The 15,494-nt window shown below is 59.0% G+C and carries 28 protein-coding genes and 1 tRNA gene; 16 read left to right on the plus strand and 13 right to left on the minus strand.

The window, feature by feature from the left end; genetic code table 11:
• Positions 1–100: 100 nt before the first annotated feature.
• On the plus strand, positions 101–1,015 hold the full coding sequence (locus tag B3759_RS07145; protein WP_291365062.1) for a hypothetical protein: 915 nt from the start codon (positions 101–103) through the stop codon (positions 1,013–1,015).
• A 50-nt stretch (positions 1,016–1,065) separates the two neighbouring features.
• Here B3759_RS07145 and ruvX read toward each other — a convergent pair whose 3' ends face one another.
• Complete coding sequence (ruvX, locus tag B3759_RS07150) at positions 1,066–1,563, minus strand: Holliday junction resolvase RuvX (protein WP_291365099.1); 498 nt, start codon at positions 1,561–1,563, stop codon at positions 1,066–1,068.
• Positions 1,564–1,634: 71 nt separating this feature from the next.
• Between ruvX and gatC the strand changes: the two genes are divergently transcribed.
• From gatC to B3759_RS07170, 4 genes are all read left to right on the plus strand, one after another.
• On the plus strand, positions 1,635–1,925 hold the full coding sequence (gene gatC / locus B3759_RS07155) for an Asp-tRNA(Asn)/Glu-tRNA(Gln) amidotransferase subunit GatC (RefSeq protein WP_010666631.1): 291 nt from the start codon (positions 1,635–1,637) through the stop codon (positions 1,923–1,925).
• Entirely contained in the window at positions 1,925–3,421 is a 1,497-nt protein-coding gene (gene gatA / locus B3759_RS07160; RefSeq protein WP_291365065.1) for an Asp-tRNA(Asn)/Glu-tRNA(Gln) amidotransferase subunit GatA, read from the plus strand. Before gatC ends, gatA begins: the two co-directional genes overlap by 1 nt.
• Positions 3,418–4,869 (plus strand): Asp-tRNA(Asn)/Glu-tRNA(Gln) amidotransferase subunit GatB, encoded by a 1,452-nt coding sequence (gene gatB / locus B3759_RS07165; protein WP_291365067.1) that lies wholly within the window; start codon positions 3,418–3,420, stop codon positions 4,867–4,869. The genes gatA and gatB overlap by 4 nt, the downstream gene beginning before the upstream one ends.
• Positions 4,870–4,968: 99 nt before the next feature.
• Positions 4,969–5,061 (plus strand) — tRNA-Ser (locus B3759_RS07170).
• A gap of 71 nt (positions 5,062–5,132) precedes the next feature.
• Here the strand turns inward: B3759_RS07170 and B3759_RS07175 are convergent.
• From B3759_RS07175 to B3759_RS07225, 11 genes are all read right to left on the minus strand, one after another.
• Positions 5,133–5,753 carry a tyrosine-type recombinase/integrase gene (locus B3759_RS07175; RefSeq protein WP_048851416.1) on the minus strand — a complete coding sequence of 207 codons (621 nt, stop codon included), beginning with the start codon at positions 5,751–5,753 and terminating at the stop codon, positions 5,133–5,135.
• A 150-nt stretch (positions 5,754–5,903) separates the two neighbouring features.
• A complete protein-coding gene (locus B3759_RS07180) occupies positions 5,904–6,074 on the minus strand; it encodes a hypothetical protein (RefSeq protein ID WP_291365071.1) in 171 nt (56 codons plus the stop codon).
• Positions 6,075–6,112: 38 nt separating this feature from the next.
• Complete coding sequence (locus tag B3759_RS07185; RefSeq protein ID WP_048851417.1) at positions 6,113–6,454, minus strand: helix-turn-helix domain-containing protein; 342 nt, start codon at positions 6,452–6,454, stop codon at positions 6,113–6,115.
• Positions 6,451–6,681 (minus strand): hypothetical protein, encoded by a 231-nt coding sequence (locus B3759_RS07190; protein ID WP_048851418.1) that lies wholly within the window; start codon positions 6,679–6,681, stop codon positions 6,451–6,453. Before B3759_RS07190 ends, B3759_RS07185 begins: the two co-directional genes overlap by 4 nt.
• Positions 6,678–6,929 (minus strand): hypothetical protein, encoded by a 252-nt coding sequence (locus B3759_RS07195; protein ID WP_048851419.1) that lies wholly within the window; start codon positions 6,927–6,929, stop codon positions 6,678–6,680. Before B3759_RS07195 ends, B3759_RS07190 begins: the two co-directional genes overlap by 4 nt.
• Positions 6,926–7,063, minus strand: a complete 138-nt coding sequence (locus tag B3759_RS07200) for a hypothetical protein (protein ID WP_187293555.1) — start codon at positions 7,061–7,063, stop codon at positions 6,926–6,928. The genes B3759_RS07195 and B3759_RS07200 overlap by 4 nt, the downstream gene beginning before the upstream one ends.
• Positions 7,060–7,347, minus strand: a complete 288-nt coding sequence (locus B3759_RS07205; protein ID WP_048851420.1) for a hypothetical protein — start codon at positions 7,345–7,347, stop codon at positions 7,060–7,062. The genes B3759_RS07200 and B3759_RS07205 overlap by 4 nt, the downstream gene beginning before the upstream one ends.
• Positions 7,344–7,628 (minus strand): hypothetical protein, encoded by a 285-nt coding sequence (locus tag B3759_RS07210; RefSeq protein WP_048851421.1) that lies wholly within the window; start codon positions 7,626–7,628, stop codon positions 7,344–7,346. The genes B3759_RS07205 and B3759_RS07210 overlap by 4 nt, the downstream gene beginning before the upstream one ends.
• Positions 7,629–7,879: 251 nt before the next feature.
• Complete coding sequence (locus tag B3759_RS07215) at positions 7,880–8,410, minus strand: hypothetical protein (protein WP_291365077.1); 531 nt, start codon at positions 8,408–8,410, stop codon at positions 7,880–7,882.
• Positions 8,411–8,651: 241 nt separating this feature from the next.
• On the minus strand, positions 8,652–9,020 hold the full coding sequence (locus tag B3759_RS07220; RefSeq protein ID WP_148425035.1) for a hypothetical protein: 369 nt from the start codon (positions 9,018–9,020) through the stop codon (positions 8,652–8,654).
• A 135-nt stretch (positions 9,021–9,155) separates the two neighbouring features.
• Positions 9,156–9,509 (minus strand): helix-turn-helix domain-containing protein, encoded by a 354-nt coding sequence (locus tag B3759_RS07225; RefSeq protein WP_291365080.1) that lies wholly within the window; start codon positions 9,507–9,509, stop codon positions 9,156–9,158.
• 297 nt (positions 9,510–9,806) lie between these two features.
• On the opposite strand from B3759_RS07225, the gene B3759_RS16950 reads away from it, so the two are divergent.
• Entirely contained in the window at positions 9,807–10,268 is a 462-nt protein-coding gene (locus tag B3759_RS16950) for a hypothetical protein (protein WP_291365082.1), read from the plus strand.
• Positions 10,265–10,555 (plus strand): hypothetical protein, encoded by a 291-nt coding sequence (locus tag B3759_RS07235; RefSeq protein ID WP_148425037.1) that lies wholly within the window; start codon positions 10,265–10,267, stop codon positions 10,553–10,555. Before B3759_RS16950 ends, B3759_RS07235 begins: the two co-directional genes overlap by 4 nt.
• On the opposite strand, the gene B3759_RS07240 is transcribed toward B3759_RS07235, so the two are convergent.
• Complete coding sequence (locus tag B3759_RS07240) at positions 10,515–10,985, minus strand: hypothetical protein (RefSeq protein WP_291365085.1); 471 nt, start codon at positions 10,983–10,985, stop codon at positions 10,515–10,517. The genes B3759_RS07235 and B3759_RS07240 overlap by 41 nt on opposite strands.
• 129 nt (positions 10,986–11,114) lie before the next feature.
• Between B3759_RS07240 and B3759_RS07245 the strand changes: the two genes are divergently transcribed.
• The 9 genes from B3759_RS07245 to B3759_RS07285 all read left to right on the plus strand — a co-directional run.
• The gene (locus B3759_RS07245; protein WP_048851424.1) at positions 11,115–11,468 is read left to right on the plus strand and encodes a hypothetical protein; all 354 of its coding nucleotides are present in this window, start codon (positions 11,115–11,117) and stop codon (positions 11,466–11,468) included.
• A gap of 153 nt (positions 11,469–11,621) precedes the next feature.
• Positions 11,622–12,068 (plus strand): hypothetical protein, encoded by a 447-nt coding sequence (locus B3759_RS07250; protein WP_291365088.1) that lies wholly within the window; start codon positions 11,622–11,624, stop codon positions 12,066–12,068.
• A complete protein-coding gene (locus B3759_RS07255; RefSeq protein WP_048851426.1) occupies positions 12,065–12,298 on the plus strand; it encodes a hypothetical protein in 234 nt (77 codons plus the stop codon). The genes B3759_RS07250 and B3759_RS07255 overlap by 4 nt, the downstream gene beginning before the upstream one ends.
• Positions 12,299–12,343: 45 nt before the next feature.
• A complete protein-coding gene (locus B3759_RS07260) occupies positions 12,344–12,592 on the plus strand; it encodes a hypothetical protein (protein ID WP_239648354.1) in 249 nt (82 codons plus the stop codon).
• Positions 12,589–12,834: a hypothetical protein gene (locus tag B3759_RS07265; RefSeq protein ID WP_082086023.1), complete on the plus strand. Its 246-nt coding sequence runs from the start codon at positions 12,589–12,591 to the stop codon at positions 12,832–12,834. Before B3759_RS07260 ends, B3759_RS07265 begins: the two co-directional genes overlap by 4 nt.
• Positions 12,831–14,363, plus strand: coding sequence for a replicative DNA helicase (locus B3759_RS07270; protein WP_048851429.1), 1,533 nt, complete (start codon positions 12,831–12,833; stop codon positions 14,361–14,363). Before B3759_RS07265 ends, B3759_RS07270 begins: the two co-directional genes overlap by 4 nt.
• 2 nt (positions 14,364–14,365) lie before the next feature.
• A complete protein-coding gene (locus tag B3759_RS07275) occupies positions 14,366–14,560 on the plus strand; it encodes a hypothetical protein (protein ID WP_048851430.1) in 195 nt (64 codons plus the stop codon).
• Positions 14,561–14,567: 7 nt separating this feature from the next.
• Positions 14,568–14,852 carry a hypothetical protein gene (locus B3759_RS07280; RefSeq protein WP_010514300.1) on the plus strand — a complete coding sequence of 95 codons (285 nt, stop codon included), beginning with the start codon at positions 14,568–14,570 and terminating at the stop codon, positions 14,850–14,852.
• Between the two features lies 1 nt (position 14,853).
• The coding region (locus tag B3759_RS07285; protein ID WP_291365097.1) for a hypothetical protein at positions 14,854–15,494 on the plus strand (641 nt) is incomplete at its 3' end.

Raw genomic sequence — 15,494 nt, forward strand, 5'->3', positions numbered from 1 at the left:
TTTTCAGATCCTGCCCACGCGCTCGCTGTCTTCCGTTCCGCCCGGATCGATTAGTCCCGCATTACGCGAAAAGGCACGTGGCCCTGCAACGACTGTCACAATGACGGCGGCACCTGAATTATGGGAATGCCTGAAAAGTCGCATTACGGCTCTTCGACCCGATTTCAGCGCCCAACGCATTGAAGCCCTGACGGCCTCCCTGCAAAGCTCCCTGAACCTTCTGATGGCCGAAAGCTGGCAGCGCGCGCGACGTGTCATTGCCCAGGCTGCTGGCGACGCGCAGGCCATTTCAATTGTTGGTCCACTGTCAGAATCTCCCTCCATCGCCGACCGTCTCATGGGTGAGATTGATGACGCCACGTTGGAGCAGGAAATCAGCCGCCGGCAGCGCAATGGAAAGATGGTCTCATCGGCCAAGACGGTGCACTCTCACGCCATTCTTGAGCATCTGGCAGAACGTCCACTGACCGAGCTGGAACCGGCTCTTGATGAAATGGAGCGCTCACCGGAAAGACCGACCACGCTTGAATATGCGTGCGTTACCACGGTGAAAAATCTTGTGAGAGAGCGCTGTGCGAACCTTGTCGCTCCGGTGAAGCACAAGATCGAAAGAGAGCTTTCTTTCGAACTGGCGGCGACGTCGGAAGTCATCAAGCCGACGAGAAACGCTTCGGTTTCCACGGTCATGAATGACAATATCGTCGATCTGGCGACACAGGCCCTTCACGATGATAATGTCGACGCCATTATCGAGATCCTTGCCCGCACTCCGAATATTGCTCCGGACGTCATCAGGGAAACGCTGAACGGACGGAATGCCCGGGGGCTTGTGGCCCTGTCATGGAAAGCAGGCCTGCCAGCCTCTCTGGCTGCCGCGGTACAGATCCATCTCGCCCTGATCCCGCCGACACGCGCCATTCTGCCGTCTTCTGATGGTTCTTACGCTCTGACACCGAAAGAACTAAACTGGCAGCTGGATTTTCTCAGAGAGAAGTGCACGGCTGTCGCAGCCTGAAACCAATTAGAGCAGCCTGCCTTCCAATTTAAAGTGAAGTCAGGCTGCCTTTATTCTTCAAACGATTGGGAATGTCTGCTGCGCTGCATGGAGAGATAATCGAGCACGCCCTGCAACATATAGGCAGCAGCCATCTTATCGACGATTTCTCCACGTCTTTTCCGTGACAGGTCGGCTTCACCGATGATGGTGCGGTTCACAACGCTGGAAGAAAACCGTTCATCCCATAAGACGGCAGCAATCCCGATCTGATCGGAAAGAGCTTGTGCCCAGTCGCGGGCGGCCTGTGCAGCCGGGCCGAATCCGCCATCCATGGAAAGTGGCAGCCCCACTACCAGCGCTCCCACGTCCTGCTCGCTAGCAATTTCCGCGATTTTCCGGGCCATAATCGAAAGTTTTTCGCGCTTCAAAACTCCATACGGAGAGGCGACCATCAGCATGACATCTGACAGCGCAAGTCCCGCAGTCTTCGCGCCGGGATCAATTCCCAGCAGCCGCTGACCGGTGGAAAGTTTTTCACTGAGGTCGGTTATGTTGAACAGAGGCATCGCCTGAGGGTATGGTGTCGCGCTGGCGGCGACGCCAGCATTATTTTTCATGATTTGAGAGTTTCTGCTTCATGTCGCTCGATCTCGCGACCACGAGACGCATTGCCAAGCTCGCCCGCATCGGGCTTGACGACCAGGAAATCGAAGCTGTCCGCGCACAGCTCGGAGGAATTCTCGGCTGGATCGAGATTCTCGACGAAGTTGATGTCGAGGGCGTACCGCCCATGATCGGCACCAGCACCAACGCGGCGCTTCTTCCCCGAGAGGATGCCGTGACTGACGGCGACTGTCAGGACAAGGTGTTGTCGAACGCCCCGGACCGTGAAGGTCCCTTCTTCACCGTGCCGAAGGTGGTCGAATAATGCTGACTGATCTCACGATCGCACAGGCCGCTGAAGGTCTGCGCAAGAAAGAATTTTCCGCCGTCGAACTGACGAAGGCGCACACCGACGCCGTCGAAGCGTTGAACGGGCGGGTGAATGCCTACATCACCGTCACGCCCGACAAGGCGCTTGAAGCAGCCAAGAAGGCCGACAGCACACTGTCCGCTGGCGAAGCCCCTGCCCTGACAGGCATTCCCCTCGGCATCAAGGATCTGTTCTGCACCAACGGCGTACGGACGACCGCTGCCAGCAAGATCATCGGCAATTTCGTGCCGCCTTACGAGAGCACCGTCACGGCGAAGCTGCTCGAAAACGGCGCGATCTTTCTGGGCAAGACCAATCTTGACGAATTCGCCATGGGGTCCGGCAATCTGACGTCTGCCTTCGGTAGCGTCGAGAACCCTTGGCACCGCAAGGATGACGCCTCCGTTCTGGTTCCCGGCGGTTCATCTGGTGGCTCCGCAGCTGCCGTCGCTGCTCACATGGCGATGGGCGCGACAGGCACCGATACCGGTGGTTCGATCCGTCAGCCAGCGGCTTATTGCGGTATCGTCGGGCTGAAGCCGACCTATGGGCGTTGCAGCCGCTGGGGCACCATCGCCTTCGCAAGCTCACTCGATCAGGCCGGTCCGATGACCCGCACTGTCGAAGACGCTGCGATCATGCTGACCGCGATGGCTGGTCACGATCCGAAGGATAGCACCTGTGCGGACGTGGCTGTTCCTGATTATCGTGCGGCGTGCGGTCGTAGCCTGAAAGGTCTGCGCGTTGGCATTCCCCAAGAATACGATTCGCCCTTGATGGCGACAGAAAAAGGCAACGATATCCTTGCAGCGTGGAAAAAAGGCGCCAAGATACTAGAAGAGGCTGGTTGTGAAATCATTGATGTTTTCCTTCCCCACACGCGCTATGCCCTAGCCACTTACTATATCATCGCGCCAGCCGAATGTTCGTCCAACCTTGCCCGCTATGACGGCGTGCGCTTCGGTAAGCGGGCTGAAGGCGCGACCAGCCTTGACGATCTTTACGAAAAGACCCGTCACAATGGCTTTGGCGAGGAAGTCCGTCGTCGTATTCTGATGGGCACGTATGTGCTGTCCGCTGGTTACTATGATGCCTACTACCTCAAGGCCCAGAAGGTCCGCACGCTGATTCAGCGCGACTTCACACAGGCTTTCCAGAAGGTGGACGTGCTGCTCACCCCGACAGCGCCGACTGCGGCTTTCGCCCGCGACGAGAAGCCGGAAGATCCGGTGCAGATGTATCTCAACGACATCTTCACTGTGCCTGCCAGCATGGCCGGACAGCCCGCCATGTCGGTACCGGTCGCGCTTGACGACAAGGGCCTGCCGCTTGGTCTCCAACTGATCGGCAAGCATTTTGACGAGGAAACGATCATCGCGGTCGGGTCCGCTCTGGAAAAAGCCGCCGGGTTCACGGCCCGTCCGGACCTGCGTGCAGGGGTGAGCGCATGAGCTACACGATTGAAGGCAACACCGGCACATGGGAGATCGTCGTCGGTCTTGAGGTGCATGCGCAGGTCATCAGCAAGTCGAAGCTGTTCTCCGGTGCGTCCACGCTTTTCGGCGGTGAGCCGAACTCGCACGTCAGTCTGATTGACGCCGGCTTCCCCGGCATGCTGCCGGTCATCAATCAGGCCTGCGTCGAACAGGCTGTCCGCACGGGTCTCGGCCTGAAGGCGCGGATCAATCTGGAAAGCCGCTTCGACCGCAAGAACTACTTCTATGCCGATCTGCCGACCGGTTATCAGATTAGCCAGTTCGAACATCCGATCATCGGCACTGGTGTCGTGCAGATTGAGCTTTCCGACGGCAGCACACGCGATATCGGCATCACGCGCCTGCATCTTGAGCAGGACGCGGGCAAGCTGATGCACGATCAGGACCCGAAGCGCTCCTTCGTGGACCTCAACCGTGCAGGCGTCGCACTGATGGAGATCGTCAGTGAGCCGGACATTCGCTCCCCTGAAGAGGCCGGAGCCTATGTCCGCAAGCTGCGCCAGATTCTGCGTTACCTCGGCACCTGCGACGGCAACATGGAAGAAGGCTCAATGCGTGCCGACGTGAACGTTTCCGTTCGCAAGAGCGCCAGTGAGCCGTTCCGCACGCGCTGCGAGATCAAGAACGTCAACTCGATCCGCTTTGTCATGCAGGCGATCGAGATCGAGGCAGCCCGCCAGATCGAGATCTGGGAGTCCGGTGGAGAGGTCGATCAGGAGACACGCCTGTTCGATCCGCACAAGGGTGAGACACGTTCGCTTCGTTCCAAGGAAGACGCGCACGATTACCGCTATTTCCCCGACCCTGATCTGCTGCCGCTGGTGGTGGAGCAGGCATGGGTGGACGAACTGGAGCGCGGCCTGCCTGAACTGCCCGATGACAAGCGTGACCGTTTTATCAAGCAGTACGGTATCCCCCGTTACGACGCCAGCGTGCTGGTGGCCGAGCAGGCCATTGCCGATTATTACGAGGAAGTGGCGAAGGGCCGCGATGCCCGCCTGGCCGCCAACTGGGTCACGGGTGACCTGTTTGGTGCGCTGAACCGCACGGGTCGCAGCATTCAGGACAGTCCCATCTCGGCGCAGGCGCTGGGTGGTATGCTGGACCTGATGGCCGACAAGACAATCAATGGCAAGATTGCCAAGGAAGTCTTTGAGGACATGCTGGAAACCGGCGACAGCGCCGCCGACATCGTGGAACGCAAGGGCCTGAAGCAGGTAACCGACACCGGCGCGATTGACGCCGCCGTGGCCGACGTGCTGGCGCGTAATGCGGACAAGGTGGAGGAATACCGGGGTGGCAAGGATCGCCTGTTCGGGTTTTTCGTGGGCCAGGTGATGAAAGCCATGGCAGGCAAGGCCAATCCGGCCATTGTGAATGAGGCCCTGAAAAAAGTTTTGTAAAAACGGGCTTTAACGCATTTTGGGGCTTTGCAGGGTTGCGGCAACACGCTAAAAGCAGCCCTGCAAACGCCGTGTTACTTATAATGCGCGCTCTTCGGCGGAGGGGTGGCCGAGTGGCTGAAGGCGGCGGTTTGCTAAACCGTTATACGATGTCAAGTCGTATCGAGGGTTCGAATCCCTTCCCCTCCGCCAGAACTTCTTGTAAACAAACAAGAAATTGCCAAGCGCCCTTTGGGGCGCTTTGGTCGTTTCAGGATGGTTTTTCAGGCTGCTGTGGGGGAATTTGTGGGGACCCCTGCAAAAATCTGCTCCGCCTGGAACTGGACCCGTTCCTGTTCCTCCACGGTCAGGAAGCCCAGATAGTTCTGCTCGGTCACCTTCACGGAACTGTGTCCGAGATGTCGGGACAGGCGATAGATGTTTCCCCCTGCCTTCAGCCACCGCACGGCAAAGGCATGTCGCAGGCCATGCACCCCGAAGCGCCGGAATAGCGGATTTTCACGCAGGATGCGCCGCATGATCTGGGCGTGGTTGGATGAGAAATTGGCAAATGGCCTGCCGGTGGTGCCGCTGGTGTAAAGGAAGCCATTTGCTGCCCCCTCCTCCAGTGCCCTGGTGGCATTGCCGCCGGGCGTGTGCCAGCTGATGGTGCGCGGCCTGCTGGTCTTGGTTTTGGTCAGCAGGATCTGGCGGCTTCGGCTGTCCACCTGCCAGCGTTCCAGCTTCACGGCTTCGTTCATGCGCATGCCGGTTTCGGCCAGTATGGACAGGATACCTGCAACGCCAGGGGGTGCCGCGTCGATCGCGGTCTGGATTTCCTTCCGCGTGGGCGGCCGCTTGGGTTCGCGGCGTTCGCGGATGATCGTGCGGTCAAAGGCCTGCACCGGATTATCCGTCCGCCAGCCGATAGAGCAGCAGAAGCTGAGCAACCGGGAGAGCGCCGTCAGATCGCGCTGGATGGAGGCGTTGGAGATGGCTTTCCCCTTCCCTTTTCCCAGCGCTTTTATTGACCCATTGCGCTTACGGTCGCTGACTCAGTCGGCGATGTCTCGTGTCGTAATGGAGGCTACCATCAAACAGCCAAACCGTTCGTCAAAGCGACGAATGCTGGATAGGTAGCGCTTGCGGACAGAGTCCTTGACGCCATCCAGTCCTTCCCCAGCCCAGCGTACTACAGCAGCCTTCCATGATTCCTCGCCAGGCACGTCCAGGGCAGTCCGTTCCAGTCTGAGGCGTAGCGCTTTTATACGTCTTTCCGCTTCCCGTGCATCATCTGTGAATAGGCTCTGTCGATATCGTTCTCCGCGAATGACGATTTCCGCCCACCACGTATCGCCGCGAAGGAAGCAGTTCTTCGGTTTTTTTGTCGAATGTCGGCGCGGCGGCTTTGGCAATTAAGGGTCTCCTGTTCGATAATCCATGCTTCGATGCGTGCGGGGCTGAACGTCCAGCGGCGACCGATCTTGGCGGCCGGGATTTCTCCCCGCTGGGCGAGTGCCAGAATGGTGCGGTGGGGCACGCCAGTGCGTTCCGCGATGACGTAGGCGTCAACGCGCTTTTCCATGGGGTTCGGGGACTGCGTCATTCGCCTTCCCCCTTTTCTCTGGTCCATGCCTGCGTACCGCGCGCCCGGATCAGCTTGCGGCCGTTCTCGGTTACGAGACTGCCACGAAAGACAATGCAGCACGGACCATCATCCTCGCGCGTGATGCCGACGTAATCGCCCCGGCCATTGCCGTGGATCTCGATGCTGTAAATCTCTTTTCCGAATTCGAGGCCCTGTAGGGCGGGATGGCTGGACAGGTCGCTCATGCCATCACCTGTCCGCGCGCTGCGGCAGACGGCACGGCGTAATCGCACTGATCCTGACTGGTGGACAGGGCCAGCTTCCCCTCACTGACCAGAATGTTCAGCATGCGGGTTACGTGGCTCTGCCGTTTCAGGCCGGGCATGAAGCGCCGCACCGTCGTGGCGGGGATGGAGCTGGCGCCAGTGTAACGGACCGCGTCACGGTGAGCGCCAAGCACCTTGTCCTTCATGGTGGGCTGGCTGCTTTTCATGGCAGTGCCTCCAGCACGATCAGGACAAGGCCGCCCCAGATGATGCAGAACAGCAGCACATGCGCGGCGATTTCGTGCGTTGTGGGCAGATTGTCGCGGATGCGGTCAAGGTGACGGTCGGGGATATGGATCATGACTGCACCCTCCCCGCCTGGGCGCGACGGAACGTGATGGCTTCGATCTCTGGCCCTTCGGCCATGAAGGCCCTCATGATGATCCGTTCCAGATCTTCCATGCGCTCGTTTTCAGCACGTACCGCGCTGCGGGCAGCCTGTAGCTGGTTCTGGTCGTAGTTGACCTCGGCGCCTGTGAACCACATGCGGAACTGACGGTGTACGTTGATGGCGGCGGCCTGATCCTTGACGGATAGCAGACCGACCAGTTCACCGGCAGGAATGGGCGTGAAATCTTGTTTCATGCTGCGCCCTGCCCGTTCTGTGCCATGTGGCGGGATGCATGCCGGTGAGCGATGCGACTCAACTCCGCTTCCTCGGCATCGATGTAGTGACTTAGGTCGCGCATGGCGGCACGCAGGGCGCGGCGTTCGCACATCAACAGGGCGATGCCAGCACCCTGTTGCGGCAGGGCGGCCAGCATCGCGCTTTCGGCTATCTGGCGGCGGACAATGACGTCCTGCAGGGCATCAGGGGCACTCGGTGGTGGGCCTCGCCTGATGGGAATTACTGTGATTTTGGACATGGAAACTCTCCATTACTGGGCGCGCGTCAACAGGCCCGGCGATGCGGGTGGAGCGCGAAAATCTTGAAAATTGGAATGTCGGGTCTCAAATGCGGGAACGGCTGTTGTCAGCCATTCCCGCACTCTCCATCATCGGGGTTGTTCAGACTCGATGAGGAAACCGATGGCAAAAGACGAAACGGCACCTCCTCCACGTCCACAACCGCTACCGGTTGATGATGGTGGACGGGTGCAGACCGTTCCTGTGAAAACTAATGCATAGATTTTAAGGGGGAACAAAACTGAAGCAGGCCTGCGATGGGGGGAGTAATGAGAAACACCCACCACGCACCCTGCATCAGTCGCGTGAATTTCTTCATGCGCCGGTCGTTTTTCTGAATGGATTCCTGATAGGTCACTGCTACGGCTTCTTGGCATAGAAGTTCTGAATCGTGAGGGATATCCAAAACTTCCACGGGTTTGAAACCGGCTTCGCTCCATGCAGTTGGAGCAAGCGCTGTAGCGCAAAGGACCGCTGTAACAGCATTCCCCGTCAATAGAACCCAGCCTGCTGCGATATAGTCTTTGTTTAGTATTATCCCCAATGACACGCCCATTAATGGAACAACCCAGGTTAACAGGCTTGTTGCTCGTGTCTGGGCGCCCGTCAGGGCAGTGCTTTGGGCGGCAAGACGCAACTCTCCATGACGAACGGCCTGATTGGCCTTCCATAGCCTGATCTCGTTGCTCTTTTTTCCCATATCCAATGGTGCAGGCGACGAATGGTCTGCTTTCTCGGACATGCGGCCCTCCCTGTCTGGATGCAATCATAGCAGTGATCGGGAGGCTGCGCATTGATGGACCGAGCCTGCTGATGTGCGAAATCTCGGTGGAGTTGGTGAACATGGAAAACCTCCATCACGTGGTGTGATGGAGGAAATGTCTCCCAAAGAGACGGATAGCGCAAGAGGAAATGTCTCTATTAGAGACTAAATATCACTTATGCACGGAATTAGGTCGTATACATGCGGTCGAAAATGAAGATCAGTCTTGATCGCTATCGGGCAGCAGCGCACCTCCCATGACCAATCCGGCCGCGCCTTCACATCCATTTTTTGATCCGGTAACCATGCACGCCTGTGTGTAGGCTGCACGCTGGGCACCACACACTACATTCATTTTTCCTGCAGCCGTGATATCGCCCAGCACATGGTATTTCTCGGCATTGGTTCTCACACATGCAAACAGAGACGCCATTAACGGCGTATGGTTCTGTTGCATTTTTCTAAAATTATCTGACATATCATTCATTACAGCTTGTGCCCTTGCTCTTTGTTCATCCGTTTGAGCCATAGCCGGGCTATAAATGCCAATTATCATTAATATAATGACAGTTTTATTTAATATTTTCAATTCTTGTATCCTTTATATTACCATAATGAATTAATTATATAAACATTCCGTATACCGCGCCTTCATGTTTGTTCTGCCATTGTTCACGCGGATAAAGGAGGCGTCACGTTGAAAGCTATGAAACCGGTTTGGAGATCATGCGACGCTCGCGCGGACCGACTTTGCCAAGAAGCCGAGCAACAGTCCTCTCTGCTCCTCGTCCATCTCTCTCCAGAGTTCGATCATGGCGAACTCCTCTGCGGTATACGGCGGACTGCAGTGTTTCTCCGCGCCCGGAAACGGCGCTTCAATCCCGCGATAAAGGTAGTCCAAGGAGACGTCAAAAAAATCGGCTAATGCACCGACAGTCCTAAAACTACCGTCCTTCTTGCCACTTTCAAGGTCAGACAGGTACGGTCGGGCGATGCCGACCGCCTCAGCGACGTCAGCCTGCTTTAATTTCTTAGCCATGCGCAATCGGCGCAAGCGAGATCCTACCGTGTCGCTCATGGCATCATAATTCCACCATTTAGAAAAAGATGGGTCTCTTTGAGAGACTATTTTGCTTGACGTGCCATTGTCTCTTTGAGAGACATAACGAATGGAACCCAAAGATCTCATTTCTCGGTGTGGCGGCGTTGTAAAATTCGCACGTTCTATAGGTTTGAAATCCCACACCCCGCCTCTGAAGTGGAAAAAAATACCGGTTCATCATGTTCGTAAGATCGCAAGTCTTACCGGCATTCCGCCTGAGCAGCTCCGCCCCGACGTCTTTGGTCCCGAAACAACGCATGAGCGAGGTGCAGCATGACTACCGAATATGTTCGGGGACAGTCTGGTGAAACTGGCTGGTCCAGCGATAAGCCAATGCTCCATGTCTCACTTTCCGAATGCTTTGCGGATCATCTTGTCGACTGCCTTCGTGGCCTCACGCTCGATCTGGCGTCGGTTCTGATGCAGCGCGGCGCGCTCAACTTCGGACTTGCCGAACGTCGTGCCGCAGGCGGTGCAACGGAACTCATCCTTGGCGAAGGGGCCGACATTGCAGCGCTCGACCGCCAACTGCGAGCCGCACTTGGGGCAGCGGGCTTCGAACTGCCCGAGCGGGATGGTGGGGGGCATGAGGTTTCTCCTTCAGATGATTGGGATGAGGCGCGCCGAAACAATGTGACGTTGCCTCCCGAGTTTATCGACGGAATGGCTACTGATGGGCGCGCATGCACAGACGGCCATAATCCCCAAACAACGCATGAGCGAGGTGCGGCATGACTGACAAATCCCCCGGCATATCTTCTGTAACACTCGCCCGTATTAGCGATGCGACGACCCAGATCGATCGTGCCCGACAGGATCTGGCTGCGGCCAGGGTGCAGGCCATCAATGACCTGCAAGATGAAATCGAGCGCATGCGGCAGGTGGATGGTTGTCCGCCTACCATCGCGGTTATTCTGTACGGTCGTATTCGTTACATCGAAGTTTCCGGAGATGCATCCTTCGCTACGGAGAATGTGTGCATTAAAACCCGACGACCGCCGGCAGATGAAGCTGAGCCGTGACGCAGCCATTTTGCACAATTTTGCGGGTCCAGCGGATGACTTCGCTCTCCCGCATTGTGGAGTTCAATTCTGAAATAGGAAATAAAACCCTTATTTTCAGAAAACTGCCAGACGTTTCGAGAGAAAATCGCATGGAAAATGAAAAGTTTTCACCGTCCGGTGTAATATTGAACTTCGTCCTGACGGGTGCGTCTCCATTTTTGCAAATATCTTGTATTTCCTCCAAGAAAGTGTCGAGAACTTTACTGGCGCGGACATCCGCTGGATATAAATCCGCTGTCGTGAGAATCTTGGCCTGGGCGCTAAGAAGCCTGAAATCAGAATTAGGGAATTTTTCGTCTTTCACAGGAATACGCGCAGTGATGTGGACTTTGTTGTCCTCGTCTCGTGTCAGTTTTTTCAAAACATTTGCCAGAGTAATTTCGTTCACCGAATCCTCCATGTCTGTGTGTGGTAACCGCATGGTGGTCCGCGCGGGTCGGCCTGACAATGGGCTGACCCGTAAGGGCGGATATTTCCCGCGTGCCGGTCACGGCAGGTATTCATCGGTGAATACCTGATGACCGCGCGGGTTGATTGGGATGCGGCGCGGGCCGAACTGGAGCCGCTGCTTGCCCAAGGGCTCCAGCATGCCGAGATTGCCGGCAGGCTGGGGCTGACGCTTTCCACGGTCAAGTTCCGGGTCTGCTGGTTGGGCCTGTCGCGCCCGCGTCAGTGCAGGCAAGACGGCCAGAAATTGAACCATGCCCAGTTGAACCGCACGGCCTCGATGCGCGGCGGCGCGTATGAGCGCAAGCCAGGAGCTGACCTCAATGAGCGGGTGGAGCGCCACTGCTGCCGGTGCGGCAAGCATTTCGTGGCCAAGACGCGCTTCCTGCGCCGCTGCCCGCCATGCCGGGCGCTGTCTGACTGATGTTTCGTTTTTGCCATTTCCATTCCGGGTGGGCAGGTCGCCAGCTTTCCGTGCGTGTCCAGCGCGCTGGCGGCCTGCCCTTTCCGGCCCAGCTCGTTCACCGGGGGATGAGCCCCCCTGACATCCATGATGATGTCAGGGAGGGCGCCCGAGGTGTCGGGTATTTTGCCGTTTTTGTCCGAGCGCGCGGGTATTTTGGCCGATTTGTCCGAGCGCTCGGACGTTTTGCCCATTTCACCCGCGCGCGTGGGTGCAGCCAGTCCGGATCGGGAGGTCAGGCATAAGATGTGTGCCGATGCGATGCGCGATGAATTCCAGAACCTGGTCAGTGCCGAGGTCAGCGCACGCCGCGACCGCATGGGGCTGGCCGGTGCGTTTGCCGAAGTGGCGCGCGCGCTGGGCTTTACCGTGCGCCGCGTACGCGCCTGCTGGCACCATGAGGTGCGCAGCGTGACGCTGGCGGAATGGCAGGCCGTGCGCGCGCTGGGTGCCGTGCGCCTTGCGCAGGAAGAAAGCCGCTTGCGGCATGAAGATGCGCTGATCCGCCAGCGGCTGGAAAACATCCGGCAGCGGCAGGCCGCACTGCGGGACCTGCTGTGACCCATGCCTTCTATGTCTGGATCGGGGCATCCGTTTTTGGCGTGCCCGTGTGCCTGGTGCTGGTCATGCGCCGTGGGCGTGCGTGGTTCGTCCTACAGTTTTTCCGGCTGATGCTTGGCGCACTGGATGCGTGGGCATTGCGGGAATCCGCCATTCTGGAACGCAGGACCGAACGGCTTGAGCGTGTTGCGCGCCTCAAGGTCCGGCTGCGCCAGAACCTGTTTCACTGATGGGCAGGTGCGCCACATGCGCGCCGCCCGCGCAGGGAGAATACAATGCCAGCGATACCCATAGACTGGGACAGGCTTGATCCCATGTTGCGCCAGCTTTCGGGCATGGGCGTATCGGTTTCCACCATGGCGCGGAAGATGGGCATATCGGCCCGCACCGTGCGGTCGCGCATGCAGCTGCTGGGCCTGAACAATCAGGTCAGTGTCGCCATCACATCATCCGGTCGCATCTATATCGGGCGCGCGACCACGCGCATCACACTGTCGCGCCCTGGCGGGAGGCGTCCGTCATGAGCGGCGATATGCTGACGACGGCCCAGATGTATGCGGTGCTGAACGCGCGGGTGCGCGAAGCGGGCGGCGTGCAGAAACTGGCCACGAAAACCGGCCTGAACATGCGTACGCTGGCGAACGCGGTGAACGGGCACAAGGGTCTGGGCACGTCGGTGCCGCTGGCGCTGGGTTATCGCCCGGTGACGGTCACGATGTATCGGCCATTCTCCCCCGCGCCCACGGCAACGGATGATCAGCCATGAACGGCCCCGCTCCCATCTTCGGCGCGGCGCTGCGCAACCGGCCCATGAATGTCGAGGCGGAAAAGGCCCTACTGGGCGCGATCCTGACCAATAACAAGGCATTCGCGCGGGTCGAGGAAATCCTTGAGCCCGAACACTTCTATATCCCGCTGCACGGCGCGATCTATGGCGCCATGCGCATGCTGATCTGGGCTGGCAATGTGGCCGATCCGATCACGCTGCGACCGAAGTTTGAAAATGACCCGCTGCTGCCGACCGACATGACCGCGGGCAAGGTGTTCGCCACGCTGCTGGGCAGCATGGTCGGCATTACCAATGCGGCCGATTACGCCTGGGCGATCCGCAGTGCATGGTTCCGGCGCAACCTGTTTGATGTGTGTTCCGAAACCGCTGACCTGTGCTGCATGCCGGGCGAACGGCCCGACAGCGCCATCATGGAACTGCTGGAAAGCCGCATTACCCGTATCGCGTCCGGCAGTGTCGAGATCCAGCCCACGGTGCAGATTGGTGACGCCATCGGGCAGGCCATCGAGAACGCCCGCGCCGCTGCCGAACGTGGCGAAGGACTGGCGGGCATCACGTGGGGATACAAGGCGCTGGACCGCATGACCGGCGGCCTGCACGCTGGTGACCTGACCCTGCTGGGCGCGCGTCCGGCCATGGGCAAGACCGCGCTGGGGCTTGGCATTGCCGTGCGATCGGCGGCGGCAGGCAATTCGGTGCTGTTCTGGTCGGGTGAAATGCGCGCGGCGCAGCTGGGCGCGCGCGCCGGCGCTGCGTGGGCCGGTCTGTCCACGCTGTCTGTCTTTACCGGGCGGCGGTACGACATCCCGCCGCATGTCGATACGTCGCAGCGCGAACCGCTGGCCGATTATCAGTGGCGGGAACTGGAGGAAGGCGAACACGCCGCCGCCAGCCTGCCGCTGCGCATCGATCATCGCTCCGGCATCACGGTGGCGGAACTGCGCACGCAGGCCCGCGCCATGAAGCGGTCGAAACAGGGGCTGGACCTGATCGTGGTCGATTATGTCGGGCTGCTCAGCGCCTCGACTGATTCACGGTCGTTCAATCTGACGCACAAGATGACGGAAATCAGCAAGGACCTGAAAAACCTTGCCGGTGAACTGGAAATTCCCGTGCTGGCGCTGGCGCAGCTGTCGCGCGAAAGTGCGAAGCGCGAGGACAAGCGCCCGGAACTGACCGACCTGCGTGACAGTGGGTCGCTGGAACAGGATGCGGCCACCGTGCTGTTCCTGCATCGCGACCATTATTACCTGAACAAGCAGCTGGGTGACGGCAACATCCCGCGCAATGACCGCGAAACGGATGAAGCCTACAGCGCACGCTGCGCCAGCCTGATCCAGCGCACGCGCGACAGCAAGGGCAAGGCCAGCGTGTTCATCGCCAAGAACCGGCATGGCGCGACCGGCGGCTGCGCGCTCCAGTTCCAGGACATGACCACGTGGTTCCGCGACGTGGATGAAAGCGAAAACGGTCCGGCATGGACCAACACGGCACCGGAGTTCTGATCATGCGTAAACGTTTCCGCGTATCGATCCCTGAATTGCTGCGCTCTGTCCTGCTTGGCGTCCTCTGTGGGCTGGCGGCGTGTGAGATAGCGGGGCCGCATGCCGGCGCTGCCGTGTCGCTCATACTGACGTTTGGCCTGATGGCCGCGTATGGGCTGCTGTCCATCCTGATCCTTATCGACCGCTGGGAAGGATAACCCACCCATGAAATCGCCGCGTCAACGCCCCGGAAAGCACGCCCGCGTGCTGATGACAGACCGCCGCTGGCGTCTGCTTGGCCTATCGGCCCGTGCCATGTGGCTGGAGCTGACCGACGCGGCCGATCTCATGCCGGAAATGCGTGCACCCGTGCGCACGGCACCCGACCTGGAACAGTTTACCCGGCTTGTGGCGGCTGATGCCGCCGAAGTCGGCACCGCAATCGAGCAGCTGGTGCGGCTCGACATTCTGGAGCCCTTCCGGAATGGCTACCGTCTGAAAGCGTACTGACATGGCCCGCGTAACAACCGAACAGAAAATGCTCCAGATGGCGACGCACAATATCCGCCTGCGCGCGCTGGGCCATGCCGCCATCGGGATCTGGGTGCAGCTCATTTCCTACATCATCGAATATGGAACCGACGGCGTGCTGGTGCCCGGCAACGGCGGCGCGCCCACGCTGGAGGAAATCGCCACCGTCGGGTTGCGTATGGATGTAACCGAACTGGTAACCCATCTGGAAACCTACGCGGAAACCCAACTGATAACCCACGACCACACGGTCGGCACCATCGGGCTGCCGGGAGCTCTCATGCCGTCACGCAAGGCGCTGGCCGCGCGGGAGAATGGGAAAAAGGGCGGAAGGCCGCCAAAACATCACAATCCGAAGCCGCAGGACGATCCGCGCCAGCGCACCGCCATCATGGGCATTGCAGGAGGAAAAGACATGGCCACCGAAACCCAACGCGAAACCCACGACCCTAAGCTTAGCTTAGAGGTTAATAATAACCTTAAAGCTAAGCCTGCGGCACAGGACGTGGATGCGGTGTTCAGGGTTTTGGGGCGCAAGGCATGGGAACGCGCCGGTTTCGATCCGGCCCGTGACCGCGGCAACTGGGGACAGGTCCGCCAGTGGGTGGCCGATGCGCTGGC

This window comes from Acetobacter sp. UBA5411 (assembly GCF_002409645.1).
In the GTDB taxonomy this organism is placed as follows: Bacteria; Pseudomonadota; Alphaproteobacteria; order Acetobacterales; family Acetobacteraceae; genus Acetobacter.